This window comes from Terriglobus albidus, from assembly GCF_025685425.1.
Classification (GTDB): domain Bacteria; phylum Acidobacteriota; class Terriglobia; order Terriglobales; family Acidobacteriaceae; genus Terriglobus; species Terriglobus albidus.
On record NZ_JAGTAS010000019.1, the window covers coordinates 1 to 14482 of the forward strand.

13 protein-coding genes are annotated in these 14482 nt (G+C 59.9%); 8 read left to right on the forward strand and 5 right to left on the reverse strand.

Translation table 11 applies throughout. The annotated features are described in order from the left end of the window. Nucleotides 1-324: 324 nt before the first annotated feature. Entirely contained in the window at nt 325-780 is a 456-nt protein-coding gene (locus OHL21_RS00515) for a GNAT family N-acetyltransferase (RefSeq protein WP_263415294.1), read from the reverse strand. A gap of 20 nt (nt 781-800) precedes the next feature. On the opposite strand from OHL21_RS00515, the gene tilS reads away from it, so the two are divergent. The 6 genes from tilS (at nt 801) to OHL21_RS00545 (ending at nt 8279) form a co-directional block, all read left to right on the forward strand. Then, the gene (tilS, locus tag OHL21_RS00520; protein ID WP_263415295.1) at nt 801-1838 is read left to right on the forward strand and encodes a tRNA lysidine(34) synthetase TilS; all 1038 of its coding nucleotides are present in this window, start codon (nt 801-803) and stop codon (nt 1836-1838) included. Between the two features lie 215 nt (nt 1839-2053). Next, nucleotides 2054-3970 (forward strand): ATP-dependent zinc metalloprotease FtsH, encoded by a 1917-nt coding sequence (gene ftsH / locus OHL21_RS00525; RefSeq protein ID WP_263415296.1) that lies wholly within the window; start codon nt 2054-2056, stop codon nt 3968-3970. A gap of 64 nt (nt 3971-4034) precedes the next feature. Continuing rightward, nucleotides 4035-4391 carry a DUF4260 domain-containing protein gene (locus OHL21_RS00530; RefSeq protein ID WP_263415297.1) on the forward strand — a complete coding sequence of 119 codons (357 nt, stop codon included), beginning with the start codon at nt 4035-4037 and terminating at the stop codon, nt 4389-4391. A gap of 70 nt (nt 4392-4461) precedes the next feature. Beyond that, the gene (lptE, locus tag OHL21_RS00535) at nt 4462-4977 is read left to right on the forward strand and encodes an LPS assembly lipoprotein LptE (RefSeq protein WP_263415298.1); all 516 of its coding nucleotides are present in this window, start codon (nt 4462-4464) and stop codon (nt 4975-4977) included. A 483-nt stretch (nt 4978-5460) separates the two neighbouring features. Then, nucleotides 5461-6603 (forward strand): DNA polymerase III subunit delta, encoded by a 1143-nt coding sequence (gene holA / locus OHL21_RS00540; protein WP_263415299.1) that lies wholly within the window; start codon nt 5461-5463, stop codon nt 6601-6603. 407 nt (nt 6604-7010) lie between these two features. Then, nucleotides 7011-8279 (forward strand): GGDEF domain-containing protein, encoded by a 1269-nt coding sequence (locus OHL21_RS00545; protein ID WP_263415300.1) that lies wholly within the window; start codon nt 7011-7013, stop codon nt 8277-8279. Between the two features lie 220 nt (nt 8280-8499). Here OHL21_RS00545 and OHL21_RS00550 read toward each other — a convergent pair whose 3' ends face one another. Continuing rightward, entirely contained in the window at nt 8500-9798 is a 1299-nt protein-coding gene (locus OHL21_RS00550; RefSeq protein WP_263415301.1) for a M24 family metallopeptidase, read from the reverse strand. A 74-nt stretch (nt 9799-9872) separates the two neighbouring features. On the opposite strand from OHL21_RS00550, the gene fbp reads away from it, so the two are divergent. Further along, entirely contained in the window at nt 9873-10850 is a 978-nt protein-coding gene (gene fbp, locus OHL21_RS00555; RefSeq protein WP_263415302.1) for a class 1 fructose-bisphosphatase, read from the forward strand. Next, nucleotides 10850-11110 carry an alanyl-tRNA editing protein gene (locus tag OHL21_RS00560; protein WP_263415303.1) on the forward strand — a complete coding sequence of 87 codons (261 nt, stop codon included), beginning with the start codon at nt 10850-10852 and terminating at the stop codon, nt 11108-11110. Before fbp ends, OHL21_RS00560 begins: the two co-directional genes overlap by 1 nt. A 285-nt stretch (nt 11111-11395) precedes the next feature. On the opposite strand, the gene rpiA is transcribed toward OHL21_RS00560, so the two are convergent. The 3 genes from rpiA to OHL21_RS00575 form a co-directional block, all read right to left on the reverse strand. Then, on the reverse strand, nt 11396-12091 hold the full coding sequence (gene rpiA / locus OHL21_RS00565) for a ribose-5-phosphate isomerase RpiA (RefSeq protein ID WP_263415304.1): 696 nt from the start codon (nt 12089-12091) through the stop codon (nt 11396-11398). Between the two features lie 192 nt (nt 12092-12283). Next, a complete protein-coding gene (gene xseB, locus OHL21_RS00570) occupies nt 12284-12502 on the reverse strand; it encodes an exodeoxyribonuclease VII small subunit (RefSeq protein WP_147650145.1) in 219 nt (72 codons plus the stop codon). Between the two features lie 15 nt (nt 12503-12517). Further along, a complete protein-coding gene (locus OHL21_RS00575) occupies nt 12518-14389 on the reverse strand; it encodes a bifunctional homocysteine S-methyltransferase/methylenetetrahydrofolate reductase (protein WP_263415305.1) in 1872 nt (623 codons plus the stop codon). Between the last annotated feature and the right edge of the window lie 93 nt (nt 14390-14482).

Below are 14482 nucleotides of genomic sequence, written 5' to 3' on the forward strand. Positions count from 1 at the left end.
CGCCTTCTTCTCCATAACAGACGCAGCGGTTCCTCACAGAGCTACTTCTGATTCAACCCTAGCTCCCTCTCCTCAACTCACTTTTTCTCCTCTCACGTACAAAGTAAGTGACATTAGGCTCAAGCCCTGGGTCTTTTTGTGCTGACAACCACAAAGGCCCAGGGCTAAAGCCCATTCATACTTAGACCGAAATCCGAGGGCTGAAGCCCTCGGATTTCACCCGATTCGAGCTGCGCTCGAATGTTCTAATCACCGCTATCAGCAACAGCTGGTAGAGAAGCAGATCCCTGCGGGATGACAACCCAAGGCAAGCCCATATCCGCCTTACAGAGGCAGCATCATCTCTGTCGTTCCGCTGAAGCCCATCTTTTCGTAGATGGGCTTTCCCATCCGTGAGGCGTGGAGTGAGAGCACGCGGCAGCCGCGGTTCCGGGCGGCTTCGATGGCGAGCTCGACCAGCTTCCGCGCCAGGCCGTGGCCCCGATGCGCCGGGTCCACGAAAACATTGAGCAGGTAAGGCCGCAGCGGTACCGGGTCGAGGAAGTGCGGTGGCCACGGCATCCACCAGATTCCCGCGCCCGCGATGGGCTGTCCATGGAGCTCAACAATCCATCCGGTGTATTCGCCAGACTCGAGCCTCGGCCTTACCCACGGCTCGAAGTTCACGCGCACGGTGGCGCGGACGGCTTCGTCTCCCTGGCCGGAGTCGGCGAACATGCGCTGGCGATGTTCGGCGATGAGGGCGGCGTCGGCTGGCGTGGCGGGTCGTGTATGGAACATAAGGTATTGATAATGGAACGATGGCTGAAGCTTCACTGAATTTGAACGTCAGTCTTTTGCGAGTGGGCGACCGCGTCGCCGTCGGTGTCTCCGGCGGGGCAGACTCAGTGGCGCTGCTGCTTGCCCTTGCTGATCGGAGGGCTGAATTGGGAATCGGCCTCAGCGCGGTGCACGTGGAGCATGGCATCCGCGGCCCGGAGGGAGACGCCGACGCCGCCTTTGTGCAGCAACTCTGCGGACGCCTCGATATTCCGTTGACGGTGGAGCGGGTCGACGTACCGGCACGGGTGGAGCGGGAAAAGGAGTCGGTCGAAGAGGCTGCCCGGACTCTGCGGTACCAGGTCTTCGCACGTGTGGACGCCGATGCCGTCGCTACGGCCCACACCCAGGACGATCAGGCGGAGACGGTGCTGATGAAGCTGCTGCGCGGCGCCTGGACGGAGGGCCTGGGCGCCATTTCGCCGGTACTCGCCGGCAGGCCAAGGATTGTCCGCCCCATGCTTGCCGTCTCGCGGGCCGAGGTGGAGGCGTTTTTGCGGACGCGCGGTCAGGACTGGAGGGATGATTCGACTAACCGGTCCCTCGATCTGACCCGGAACCGTGTCCGGCACGAGCTGATGCCACTGCTGCGGCAGTTCAACCCGCAGGTCACGCCGGCTCTGTCCCAGGTGGCCGATCTCGCTCGTGCCGAGGAAGAGTTCTGGGCTGCGGAGTTGGCCAGGCTGCTGCCGGGGCTGGTGCTGCCCGGGACGCCGGTCCGGGGCGGAGGGCGCAGCTCGGAGACGGCCCCCGGGACGAGGGCAATCGCCATGGAGATTGAGCGGCTGCGGCCGCTCTCGCTGGCGGCGCGGCGGCGGCTGTTGCGGGGCGCGGCTGCCGGTCTGGGATGCCGGCTCAGCTTCACGGAGACGGCAAAGCTGTTGGCGATGTGCGGTTTGGCGGGGGAGGGCTGGACCCCGGACCCCACCGTCTCGGCGAAGCCCGGGGCACAGCTTCACCTACAGGGTGGTTTACGGGCCCGGAGGACCGCCCGGGAGCTGCAACTGTCCCGGATCTGAACACCGTTACCTCCGACCGAAGTTGCAGAAACTTCCCCTGAAAGGGGCGGCCGAATCGTTAATGCTGGGAGTAGAATCAAAAACACCAGCGCGAACGCTTTTCCCGGGGCACCTTCCGCTCCTGGGTGGCGTCTAAACCATTGCAGGAGCGTTTCTGCGAAACGTGTCCGGCTGGTTTAGCTTCCAGGCGAAGCAGCCGGAAAGAGGAACCGGATTTGAATTCAACTGTTAAAACCGTCCTGATCTGGGTATTCATGATCACCTGCCTCGTGATTCTTTGGCAGTTCGTGGTCAAGGGAACAGGCATCGGGCATGACACAACCATCTCCCTGAGTCAGTTGTTGAACGATGCCGAACAAGGCAAGATCTCGGACGTAGTCGTCAACGGCACGGAAGTGACCGGACATTACCGAGACAACAAGGACCAGTTCCATACCACCATTCCGGCCAACTATCCGGACATGTACAAGTCGCTGCGTGATCACGGTGTCGCCATCACGGTGAAGGATCAGCAGTCGAATGCATGGCTTGGCTTGTTGATCCAGATCGCTCCCTTCGCGCTGATTCTGAGCTTGTGGTTCTTCCTTCTGCGCCAGATGCAGTCCGGCGGCAACAAAGCTCTCAGCTTCGGCAAGAGCCGCGCCCGTCTGCTGAGCATGCAGCAGAAGAAGGTGACCTTCAAGGATGTCGCCGGTGTGGATGAGGCCAAGGAAGAGCTGAAGGAGATCATCGAATTCCTGCGCGAGGCGCAGAAGTTCCAGCGCCTCGGCGGCCGTATCCCCAAGGGCGTGCTCCTCGTCGGACCTCCGGGAACCGGTAAGACCCTGCTGGCGCGCGCAGTCGCCGGTGAGGCGAATGTTCCGTTCTTCTCGATCTCCGGTTCTGACTTTGTCGAGATGTTCGTCGGTGTGGGCGCCAGCCGCGTTCGTGACCTCTTCGAACAGGGTAAGAAGAATGCTCCCTGCATCATCTTCATCGACGAAATCGATGCTGTCGGCCGTCACCGTGGCGCAGGCCTGGGCGGCGGACACGATGAGCGTGAGCAGACGCTGAACCAGCTTCTCGTCGAGATGGACGGCTTTGAGTCCAACGACGGCGTGATCCTGGTGGCTGCCACCAACCGTCCCGATGTCCTTGACCCGGCGCTGCTGCGTCCCGGCCGTTTCGACCGCCGCGTGATCGTGGGCCGTCCGGATGTCCGTGGCCGCGAGGAAGTGCTTCGCGTTCACTCCAAGAAGGTTCCTCTCGCTGAGGACGTTGATCTCAACGTGCTGGCTCGTGGAACACCGGGCTTCTCCGGCGCCGACCTGGCCAACATGGTCAATGAGGCTGCTCTGATCGCTGCCCGCAACAACCGCAAGGCCGTACACATGTACGACTTTGAAGTTGCCAAGGATAAGGTCCTGATGGGCGCCGAGCGCAAGTCGATGCTGCTGACCGACGAAGAGAAGAAGGTCACGGCCTATCACGAAGCCGGCCACGCTCTGGTCGCCGCCATGCGCGAGCATGCTGACCCGCTGCACAAGGTCACCATCATCCCGCGCGGTATGGCTCTGGGTGTGACCATGCAGATCCCTGAGGAAGACAAGCACACCGTCACCAAGGATTACCTGGAGACGCAGCTTGCCATCCTGATGGGCGGCCGCTGCGCCGAGGAGATCTTCCTCAAGAAGATGACCACCGGCGCCGGTAACGACATCGAGCGCTCCTCTGATCTGGCTCGCCGCATGGTCTGCGAGTACGGTATGTCGAATCTCGGTCCGCTGACCTTCGGCAAAAAGGAAGAGCAGATCTTCCTCGGCCGCGAGATCGCGCAGCACCGCGATTTCTCTGACGATACCGCCAAGCAGATCGACGCTGAGGTTCGGGCGTTTGTGGATGCGGGTTACAAGTCGGCGTACTCGATCCTGGAGAACAACCAGGACATCATGCACCGCATGGCGCAGGCCCTGCTAGAGCGTGAGACGATCGATGCGCAGGAGATCCGCCTCATCATCGAAGGCAAGGATCTGCCTCCGTCGAAGTCGGCCCTGGCCCACGCGGATTCGAACACGGCGGATACGCAGAAGGTTCTGAAGCCCGAGAGCGGCCGCGCTCCCGGCTTCGGCGATAGCCGTCCGAGCCCCGCATAAATTCCTCGTAACCGAAGATCGAAAGGCCACCCTCCCGGGTGGCCTTTTCGTTTAGGTTGGAGGCATGCTGACGCGTCCACGAGTTCTGTTGCATCTTGAAGGTGCGGCCGTTTTGGCGGTTGCCTTGTTCTGTTATCAACAGGTTCATGCAAGCTGGCTGCTTTTTGGTCTGCTCTTCCTGGTGCCGGATCTCTCGATGATCGGTTTTGCAGCGGGTCCGCGTGCTGGTGCGGCGGCGTACAACCTGGCGCATACAGAGGTGCTGCCTGTGTTGCTTGGTATCGCGGCGGCCTGGGCACATCATTCGCGTGCCCTGTCGATTGCGCTGATCTGGGTCAGCCACATTGGCTTTGACCGGCTGCTGGGCTATGGGTTGAAGTATCCGACGCACTTCAAAGACACGCATCTGCAGCGGCTGTAGACGGATAAGCGCTCCGAAGTGGCAAGTAAAAACGTGGGTCATCTTTGATTCTGCGTACACTGAACATGCGATGAAGCGGTTCGTTCTTCTCTCTGTACTTCTGGCGGCAACTGGTTGTGGCTATCACCGTGCGGGGCAGGCTACGCATATCCCAGCGGGTGTTCGTACCCTTGCGGTTCCGGTCTTCAAGAACAATACGCAGAGCTATCACACCGAGGTGGCCTTTACGCAGGCCGTGGTGCACGCGCTCAACAACCGCACCCGCTATGTGGTCACCTCCGATGAGAGGCCGGAGAACAGCGACGCTCTGCTGACCGGCACCATTGTTTCGCAGACCGTTGCACCGTTGACGTATGACTCCACCACCGGGCAGACCTCCAGCTACCTGATCACGATTGTGGCCAAGGTGGTGCTGACGGCGCCGGATGGACGGGTTCTGTATAAGAACAACGGTTTCAGCTTCCGCGAACAGTATCAGTCAACGCAGGATCTGAGCGCCTTCATCCAGGAAGACAGCCCCGCGGTGCAACGGTTGGCACGGAACTTTGCCCAGGCGCTGGTCAGCGACATGGTGGAGAGTTTCTAAAAGAAGTTGAATGTTTGAATTGTTGAATAGTTGAATGGTGTGAGGCATTGAGAGTTGTGGGTTCGCCGTTCAGTGGTGGAGGATTGAACTTCGAATAGAAACGAAGAATTTCACTGGATTGCTCAGGCAGTCGTTGCGCGTGGCGCAACCGCTTCGCACCGTAGGTGCGAATGCCTTGCTCCGGGGCCCCCGGCCAGCTCTGCTGGCTGGGGTGGTTAAGGGGACGGCTTTCAGCCGTCCCATACAGAAGCCCACAGGGACGGCGGCTTAAGCCGCTGAGGGCAAAATCTACTCAGTCGGAATTTTCAAGGTTGCCTTCAGCGGCTGGGCCACCCTTGAGCTGCCGGGTTATCCGAAGGGCCTGTGGATTGCACAGACTTTGGTGCAGGGTGCGTCAGTCAAGGCTCAAAGTATGTTCTTCTTTGGATTCGTCCCTTGTTTTCCACTCCCGTTAACACACCGCAGCCGTTGAAAATCAAGGCAATGGCAGCTTTGCGCAGCTTTGCATCTGTGGACCGGTTTCAGGCGGAGATCGCTTCCCCGAACCCGAAGCCCGGATATGTTCTCGTCGGCGACGAACTGTTCCTGCTGGAGCGGGCCCGCAAGGCCGTGCTGGCGCAGTTTGTGCCCGGCGACCTGCGCGACTTCTGCCTGCACGATCTGGACCTGGCGGAGACCTCGATCTTCGATGCTCTGGATATTGCGCGTACGCCTTCGCTGATGGCGCCCTTTCAGGTCATCTTCATCCGTAACCTGAAGAACCTCTATACCCGCGGCGCAAAGAAGGACGAGTTTGCCGCGATTGATGCCTACTTCCGCGCTCCCAATCCGCAGGCGCTGATCCTCTTTGTTGCGGACCACCTTCGTATTCCGGCCGATCTGCGGCGTATGGACTATCAGGAGAAGGAGCGGTTCGATCGCATCCGCGAGACGCTGGGTGACTGGTGCGGTGTGGTGGAGATGGGCCGCGTTGAGGAAGGGGACGCCGTGCGCTGGGTGATCGAGTATGCTGCCCAGCAGCAGACAAGCTTTGAGCAGGATGCCGCCCGCGAGCTGGTGGATGCGCTTGGGGCTGACATGATGCTGATCGCCTCCGAGGTAGAAAAGCTGTTGCTCTACACCCTGGGCAAGGGCCGCATCACGCTGGGCGATGTAGAAACCCAGGTGCTTGCCGCAAAGCAGAGGTCACTGTACGAGCTGACCGATGCGATCTCGCGCCATGACCGCGCCGGAGCGCTGGCGTTGTTGCATGGCCTGCTGAATGCGTCTGATGGTGGAGAAGACTCGGCCATCGGGCACCTCTACATGCTGGCGCGCACCTTCCGTCAGATGCTCATCATCCTGGAGAAGAATGTGCGCGACTCGCGCGCCATCTGGCAGGCGTTGTGGCAGGGCTTCCGTATGCCTCCGTTTGCGGCGGATGATCTTATCCGGCAGGCACGCCGCTATAAGACTCGCCGCGAGCTGACACGTGCGCTGCGCCTTATCGCCAAAGCCGATCTGGAGCTTCGTTCGAGTCCTCCGGATAAGCGGTTGGTGCTCGAACGGCTGATCCTCGACCTGGCGGCGGAGCCAAAGCCAATGCCTCCGGGCTTTGTCTCCGGACAGTATGCGATGGAGATCTAGGGCGCGCCCGAATAGATTCGATCGGTCTGAGAGAGCCTAGAGCATAGCTCGCATAGATGGGAGCAGCGGGCTTCAGCCCGCTGATAAACGCATAAAAGTAGATGGGCTTTTAGCCCTGGGTCTTCTTCATTCGTTAGGAGAAAGCCCAGGGCTATAAAGCCCATGTCGATATTGAGCCGATAGACCGTGGGCTGAAAGCCCATGGCTCCCACCCGGTTCGAGCTTCGCTCGAATGTTCCCCAACCAGCAGAGCTGGTCGGGGTTCCGGCCGCTGCGAAATGACAAACAAACAAATCCGACACGCTCTAGCCTCTTCGCGGTAGATGCCAGGTCACACCAAAGGTAATGAAAACCCCACTAACGGGTCATGGGCTTGCCGCCGATATAGCTCTACGGTGGAAAGTACCGTGGTACGGAATACCGCCAACGCGCAGGAGTTGCTGCTTGACCGGCAGATCGCCCGCCTCAAGGCCGGACGTTTTGTGCCCCTGTGCTTTTCGGCGGAACTGGAGGAGCGGTTCGAGCGTGCCGTAGGAGCTCTGCGTGCGCTTCGGATGAGCCGGGACGGCCTGCTCATCATCCTGATCTACAACCTTTTCCTGATCAGCGACTATCAGGCGATGCCGCAGCGCATCTGGCTGGCTGTTTTCCTGCGCACCTGTGTCTTTACCCCGATCGCCTTTGCGATTCATGCGGTGCTCCGCCGGGAGCCTTCCGCTCGCGTTCGGGAAGGCTCTATCGTGGTGCTTGCCGGCGTGGCCGCTACCTGTGCCGTGATCCTTTATTGGCACGTCAGCAGTCAGATTTCGACGCATGCATCCGTCAGCCTGATGCTGATCCTGTTGGTGACCAATATCGTGATGCGTCCGCGTTTCAACTACGCCATGGCATCCATGCTCTTTTGCAATCTCACGTCGGTCGCTTTCCTGGTGAAAGATCCCTTTCTGCAGCCGATCGAAAAGATGCACATGGGCGGCCTGGTCTTCTGGGGCGGTGTGTTCATCCTGATTGCGAACTACAGCCTGGAGCGTGAAGAACGCCTCTCCTATTTGCTGCTGCGGAGCAATGAGTTGAAGCGCGTGGAGCTCAGCGAAGCCAATCGTGAGCTCGAATTGATTTCTACACACGATCCCATGACGCAGCTTGCGAACCGTTCCGCCTTCGAGAAGGAGTTTGAGGTGCTGTGGAGCCATGCGGCACAGACACACCAGCCTATCTCTGCGGTCATGATCGATATCGATCACTTCAAGATCGTGAACGATACGCAAGGACATCTGTATGGCGATGAAGTGATCAAGCGTGTTGCTTTATTGATTCAGCAGGCGCTACGCGGCAAACATGACTTTGCAGCCCGCTACGGAGGCGAGGAGTTTGTTCTTTTGCTTCCAGGGGTGAGCCTTGAGTCTGCGATGAAAGTGGCCGAACGCATACGGCAGCTGATCAAGATGGCCGGTTCTCCGGCGCCGTCTCAACCTGTGCCACAACCCGAGATCGGGTTATGGACGACCGTAAGCTGCGGGGTGGCTTCTGCTGAGGCGGTAGAGGGGATTGACCGCCGGAGATTATTACTTGCCGCGGACACGGCACTCTATACGGCTAAGGCGGAGGGTCGGAACCGCGTATGCGCCGCGCCGCTGTTGGAACCGGTCAACTGGCAGCACAAGGGTTATGAGTAAGGACAGTTCAGAAGCAGTAAACACTTGTTGCCCCATCCTTTGCGCAGCAAAGGGTGGGGTATCGCGCTCTGCGCGACCGTTTTTATGAGGAAGTATGGGTAGAGAAGCAGATTTCTCCGCTCCCTTCGGTCGCTACGAAATGACAAACAAAAAAGGCGGTTCGCGCGTAGCGCGAATACCCAGGTCCCTTTGGGGACCTGGGGCACCCGGTGTATGGGTTCTAAACCGCGAAAGGTTCTTCAATTGATTTGCTGGTCGGGGTGAACATCTCGCCGCCATTTTCGGTCATTACCCAGTCATCTTCCAGACGTACGCCGAACTCACCGCGGATGTAGACTCCCGGCTCATCGGAGAAGGTATTTCCGACGGCCAGTGGCTGTTTATTGCCGCGTACAAGGTACGGCCACTCGTGGCCGTCCATGCCGATTCCATGACCCAGGCGGTGGGTGAAGAACTTATAGTCGGGGCCGTAACCGGCATCCGTGATGACCTTGCGTGCGGCGATGTCGACGGCTTCACAGGGCACGCCGGGCTTTGCTGCCGCGAGCGCGGCAGCCTGGGATTTACGTACGATCTCGAAGACCTGCTTCTGCTTGTCGGTTGCCTTGCCGCCGAGCACGAAGGTGCGGGTGATATCCGATTGATAGCCTTCCACCGTGCAACCATCATCGATCATCACGATGGAGCCTTCCTTCAGCGTCTGCGGCTTGATAGAGCCGTGCGGCAGAGCGGAGAACTCATCCACCTCCACCGAGGCATATCCGGAGACACCGCATTTCATATAAGCGGCGGAGATCAGTGCTGACGCGTCGCGTGTGGTCATACCAGGGGTGAGTGATTTCCATGCGGCTTCGTAGACATGCCAGGTAATGTCATTGGCCAGCTTCATCAGTTCAAGCTCATGAGCTGACTTCACGCCGCGGCATCCTGCCGTCACCGGCGTTGCGGAGACGATCTTTGCCGCAGGCAGTGCGTGAGCAAAACCGTCTGAGAAGGCGAACTTCGTCTGCTCTTCCACGCCGATGCTTCCAGTCGCCAGGCCCGCGTCTTTCAAGCCTTTACCAAGCAGTGCATAGGGATTTTCGTGTTCGTCCCAGGTATAAAAACGGATCTTGTCGCCTCCGGCCATGTTGCCGGTCAGCTCACGCATGCGCTCTTCTTCGAAGACCGGGCAGATGATAAAGGCAGGACCTTTGACGGGAAGTACCCAGGCAAAGAGGCGCTCCGAATTGCCGCCGCGCATGCCTGTGAAGTAGAGCATGGACGTACCCGTCGTGATGACGATGGCGTCAATCTTGTTCTTCGCCATCAACGTTTGCGCACGGTTACAGCGTTCTTCGCGCTCTGTAAGAGTGATAGGCTTCACGTCTGATACACGATTGGTCAGCGCAGCAATCGCAGGCGGCAGCGGGCGGCTGGGCATGGGCGCACTACCATGTCCCTGTGCGAATAACGGCGCTTCAACAAGACCAGTGGCCGCAACTCCAGCCGTGGAGAGAAGGAAGTGTCTGCGATTCATGATGACTGAGATTGTAGCCCCAGGCTTTAGCATGGGAGAAAGGGATAAACACAAACATGGCTCAGCAGCAGTCGATGATCACCACAGTCCAGCAGCACATTCTGCAGCAGCAGAAGAACTTTCCTGACGCGACGGGCACCTTCTCCTGGCTGCTCTCCGGCGTCACGCTTGCGGCGAAGATGATCGAAGCCAAGATCCGCTCCGCCGGGTTGAGCGACATCCTCGGGGCGTACGGGCAGATGAACGTGCAGGGCGAGCAGCAGCAGAAGCTCGATGTCTACGCCAACCGCGCTATGGAGCATTGCCTCGGCCTGCGTGACAGCGTGGCTGCACTGGTCAGCGAAGAAGACGATGAGCCCGTGGTCTTCAATCGCGACAACGAGACAGGAAAGTACATCATCGTCTTCGATCCGCTCGATGGCTCGTCGAACATCGACGTCAATGTAAACGTCGGTACTATCTTCTCGGTCTTCCGCCGCCCGCAGTGGGGCGATGTAAATACCTCGGTGCTGCAGCAGGGCATCAAGCAGGTAGCGGCCGGCTATGTGTTGTATGGTCCATCGACGATCCTGGTCTACACCACGGGACATGGCGTACACGGTTTCACGCTCGACCAGACCATCGGTGCATTCCTCCTGAGCTGGGAGAACATGCGGATGCCGGATTCCGGACCGTATTACTCGGTCAACGAAGCGAATCTCGAAGAATCGGCGCCTGAGTACACCCAGTTCGTGCATGACATGCGTGCCGGCAAAATTGGCGAGAAGCATGGCTCGCGCTACATCGGCTCGTTGGTGGCAGACTTCCATCGCACGCTGCTTAAGGGTGGTATCTTCTTCTACCCTCCGACAACCAAAACTCCTCACGGCAAACTGCGGCTGATGTATGAAGCGAATCCGCTGGCCTTCATCGCAGAGCAGGCAGGCGGCATGGCGACCAATGGCGTCGATCGCATCCTGGATATTAAGCCCGAGGCGATCCATCAACGCACGCCACTGGCGATTGGCAGCAAGGTGGAAGTGGAGGCGCTCCGTAGCGCGTTGACGAAGTAATGTTCGAAGCTGAAGTGACAGATATCCGCGAGGCCTCGCGACAGCAAGGCCGTTCGGTGTGGCAGATCTCGCTTAGCCAGACGGAGTTCACGCCGGGAGCCACAGGAGTATTGGAAGCTACGGCGCGCAGCGGAACGAAGCTGGAAGTTCCGGTGCTGGAAGTTGTGCGGGACGAGGATGGCGTGATGTGGCACGTGACCATGAAGCCGTTGCTTGAAGGAACGGTGGTTGTGGGGCGGGTAAAAACAGTTGCCAGTTAACAGTGGCCAGTTGATGTTTACAGAGGGATGGCATGGTTGCCATCCCTTTTGTCTTAGGGGAGATGGTCCGCGCGGAGCGCGAATGTCTTGCTTAAGGGGACGGCTTTCAGCCGTCCCGTATCCCGCACGGGAGATATGCGGCTTCAGCGCTGAGGTACCGAAAACCAGCTGCGGAGACTTATATTCGAGCTACGACTCACCCCAGCGAACAAGTTCGCCGGGGACCCCGACGCTCGAACGTCCCATGTCCCTAAGGGACATGGGGAACCCCATGTATGGGCTCTCTTAAAACTTCGTTTCCGGTGTGTATTCGGTGACGGTGTCTTCGCCGGCGACCAGGACCAGGTCTGCCATGTCGAGAAATAGTCCGTGTTCGACGACGCCTACCATCGTGTCCAACTGGGCTGCCAGGGCTGCGGGATCGTCAATCTGGGTTGGGTCGCAGTCGAGGATGAGGTTGCCTTCGTCGGTGATGTAGTTGCCGCTGCCGTCCTTGGCCTGACGGATGCTGCTGGGATAGCCGAGCCCCTTCAGACGCTCAGAGACCAGAGGCTCGGCCATGGGGATCACCTCGATGGGCAGTTTGAACTTGCCCAGCTTCTTCACGACCTTCGACGAGTCGGCCACGATGATGAACTTCTTTGAAGCCGAGGCGACGATCTTCTCACGCAGCAGCTTGCCGCCCCCGCCTTTGATCAACGCCAGGCCGGGAGCAACCTCGTCGGCGCCGTCTACGGTGACGTCGGTCTCGGTTGCTTCGGTGAAGTCAATCACGGGAATACCAAGAGATGCTCCGAGTTTCGCGGAGTCTTCTGAGGATGCGATGCCGCGGATCTTCAGTCCTTGCTGCACCTTTTCGCCCAGCAGCTTGATGAACAGGGTAGCGGTCGAGCCGGAGCCCAGGCCAACGACCATGCCGGGTTGAATGAAGTCGAGTGCGCGTTTTGCAGCGAGAAGCTTGAGCTCGTCCTGAGTAGGCATGGAACTAGGGTATATCGGCGGGCGGGCGCTTATGCCACCCGGGTGCCCCATCCTCGCAACGCTAGGATGGGGTAAGGAAGCCGCGCGCTTCCCGGACGTATCCCCGAACTCGTGTCTGTGTTTTGTTTGGGATTTGGGTGTTCCCGAACCCACTCCGTGAGGGTGGGCACCCATGTGGAGGGACGAAGTCCTCTACTCCAGGTTCAGGTCTTTGGCTTCCATCTTGCCGTTTTGCTGTTTCATCAGGACCTGCAGCTTGCCTTCGGCAGCCTCCAGGTCCTGTTTGCATGCGGCAGAGAGGGCCATGCCCTGCTCAAAGAGCTTGACGGAGTCTTCCAGCGGCAGGTCGCCCCGTTCCAACTGCTCTACGACCGTTTCCAGCGCTTTCAGATTCTCTTCAAAGGTCGGCATCGTCTCTTCCTTGTTCTAGCTCAGCAGCTCCAGCACCTGTGCGGCAGCGGTGTATTTGCCAAAGGGAGCGGAGACCTGTACGCCCTCGACCTGGGGCCGGGTGTGGGCCAGCATCTCCTGCGCGATTTTGATGCCTTCGGCGCGTGCATGGTCAGCGGAGGCCTCGCCTGCCTTGTGCATGCGGAACATGATCTCGTCCGGAACGGCGACGCGCAGATCGTTCTTCATGAACTCGGCGTTGCGCAATGAAGTCAGCGGCCAGATACCGGCGATGACCGGGATGCGGAACTCCTCGATGCGGCGCAGGAAGGTTTCCAGCAGACGCATGTCGAAGACCGGCTGCGTTATGGCGTATTCCGCGCCTGCTTCCACCTTGAGGGCAAAGCGACGGACTTCGTTGTCGACGTCCGGAACGCCCGGGTTGGCCGCGACGCCGATCGCAAAGGCCGCGGACTCGCCGATACGGTTTTTGCCGAGATCCAGGCCGTGGTTCAGATCGCGGATGATGTTCACCAGGCCGATGGCATCCACGTCGAAGACGGCGGTTGCATCCGGATAGTTCCCCAGCTTGGGCGGGTCGCCGGTCAGGCAGAGCACGTTCTTCAGTCCAATGGAGGAGGCGCCGAGCATGTCTGACTGGAGCGCCAGCAGGTTGCGGTCACGGCAGGTGACGTGGATCAGGGTCTCGATGCCGATCTTGTGCTGGATCTGCACGCAGAGCGACTGAGCGGACATGCGCGCGGATGCGCGGGGAGAGTCGGGCACATTGATGACGTGCACACCCAGGTCGGCGAGCTTCTTTGCGCCGTCCAGCTCCTTCTGGCAGTTGACGCCGAGCGGCGGCACGATCTCTACCATGGAGACGAACTGACGATTGGCAAGCAGGCCGGCGAGCCTGGAGCGTTCGCGGAAGGCCGGCGGTTGAACGGCCGCCTTTGTCTCGTCGGTGACTTCGGCTTTGGCGGTCACCTGGGCATCGATCGCGCGCAGGGCGGAGCGCATCGCCTTGATGTGACTTGGCGTGGTGCCGCAGCATCCGCCGATGAAGTTCGCGCCCGCCTTGGCGAACTTGCGGGCGAAGCTGGCCATGTATTCGGGCGAGGTCAGGTAGATGTTGCGGCCGTCGACGGCGCGCGGCAGGCCGGCATTGGGCATCGCCGCCAGCGGAAGGTGGGTGACGGCGCGCATGCGCTCAATGACGTCCAGAACGGCATGCGGTCCGGAGCTGCAGTTGCAGCCCACGGCGTTGGCGCCGGCAATGGTCAGACGGGTCGCCGTCTCTTCGGCGGTGGTGCCATCGAGGGTGTTGCCGTTGTCGTCGACCGTCACCATCACGAAGATCGGCAGGTGGGGAGCGATGTCGCGGGCGGCGCGCACGACAATCTCCGCCTCGGCGACGGAGGGGAAGGTTTCGGCGATCAGAAGATCGGCGCCGGCCGCAGCCAGGGCTGCGATCTGCTCGGCAAAGGTATCGTGCGCCTGCTGTGCCGTGATGGTGCCTGCGGGCGCCAGGCGGGCTCCCAGGGGGCCGATGGCGCCCGCAACGTAGGCATGGGCGGCCGTCTTCTCCTCGGAGTGCTGAGCCGCTTTGCGGGCCAGTGTGACGCCGGCATGGTTGATGGCGGAGACCTTGTCGGCCAGACCATACCGCGCCAGACGGATAGCGTTCGCGCCAAAGGTATTGGTTTCGATCATCTCCGCGCCGGCGTGGAGGTACTCCTCATGAATGGAGCGGATCATGTCGGGCTGGGAGAGGTTCAACTCGTCGTAGCAGCGGTTGATAAAGACTCCGCGAGCGTACAACATGGTGCCCATCGCACCGTCACACAATACAGTGCGTCCGGGGGCGAGCAGGGTCTCAAGTACGGATTCTGAGGTCTCGACCATGGCGGATATGCTATTCCCAGTGTAGCGGGAATAGGGCAGCCGGGTGGGCGCGTGCTTTATACTTGAGGCAAAAGTTCAGGCGGTTTTTACACC

Excerpts from the sequence above, each read along its gene's own strand:
- OHL21_RS00515 (WP_263415294.1), bottom strand. The coding sequence starts at position 780 with ATGTTCCATACACGACCCGCCACGCCAGCCGACGCCGCCCTCATCGCC.
- tilS (WP_263415295.1), top strand. The coding sequence starts at position 801 with ATGGCTGAAGCTTCACTGAATTTGAACGTCAGTCTTTTGCGAGTGGGC.
- OHL21_RS00530 (WP_263415297.1), top strand. The coding sequence starts at position 4,035 with ATGCTGACGCGTCCACGAGTTCTGTTGCATCTTGAAGGTGCGGCCGTT.
- lptE (WP_263415298.1), top strand. The coding sequence starts at position 4,462 with ATGAAGCGGTTCGTTCTTCTCTCTGTACTTCTGGCGGCAACTGGTTGT.
- holA (WP_263415299.1), top strand. The coding sequence starts at position 5,461 with ATGGCAGCTTTGCGCAGCTTTGCATCTGTGGACCGGTTTCAGGCGGAG.
- OHL21_RS00550 (WP_263415301.1), bottom strand. The coding sequence starts at position 9,798 with ATGAATCGCAGACACTTCCTTCTCTCCACGGCTGGAGTTGCGGCCACT.
- fbp (WP_263415302.1), top strand. The coding sequence starts at position 9,873 with ATGATCACCACAGTCCAGCAGCACATTCTGCAGCAGCAGAAGAACTTT.
- OHL21_RS00560 (WP_263415303.1), top strand. The coding sequence starts at position 10,850 with ATGTTCGAAGCTGAAGTGACAGATATCCGCGAGGCCTCGCGACAGCAA.
- rpiA (WP_263415304.1), bottom strand. The coding sequence starts at position 12,091 with ATGCCTACTCAGGACGAGCTCAAGCTTCTCGCTGCAAAACGCGCACTC.
- xseB (WP_147650145.1), bottom strand. The coding sequence starts at position 12,502 with ATGCCGACCTTTGAAGAGAATCTGAAAGCGCTGGAAACGGTCGTAGAG.
- OHL21_RS00575 (WP_263415305.1), bottom strand. The coding sequence starts at position 14,389 with ATGGTCGAGACCTCAGAATCCGTACTTGAGACCCTGCTCGCCCCCGGA.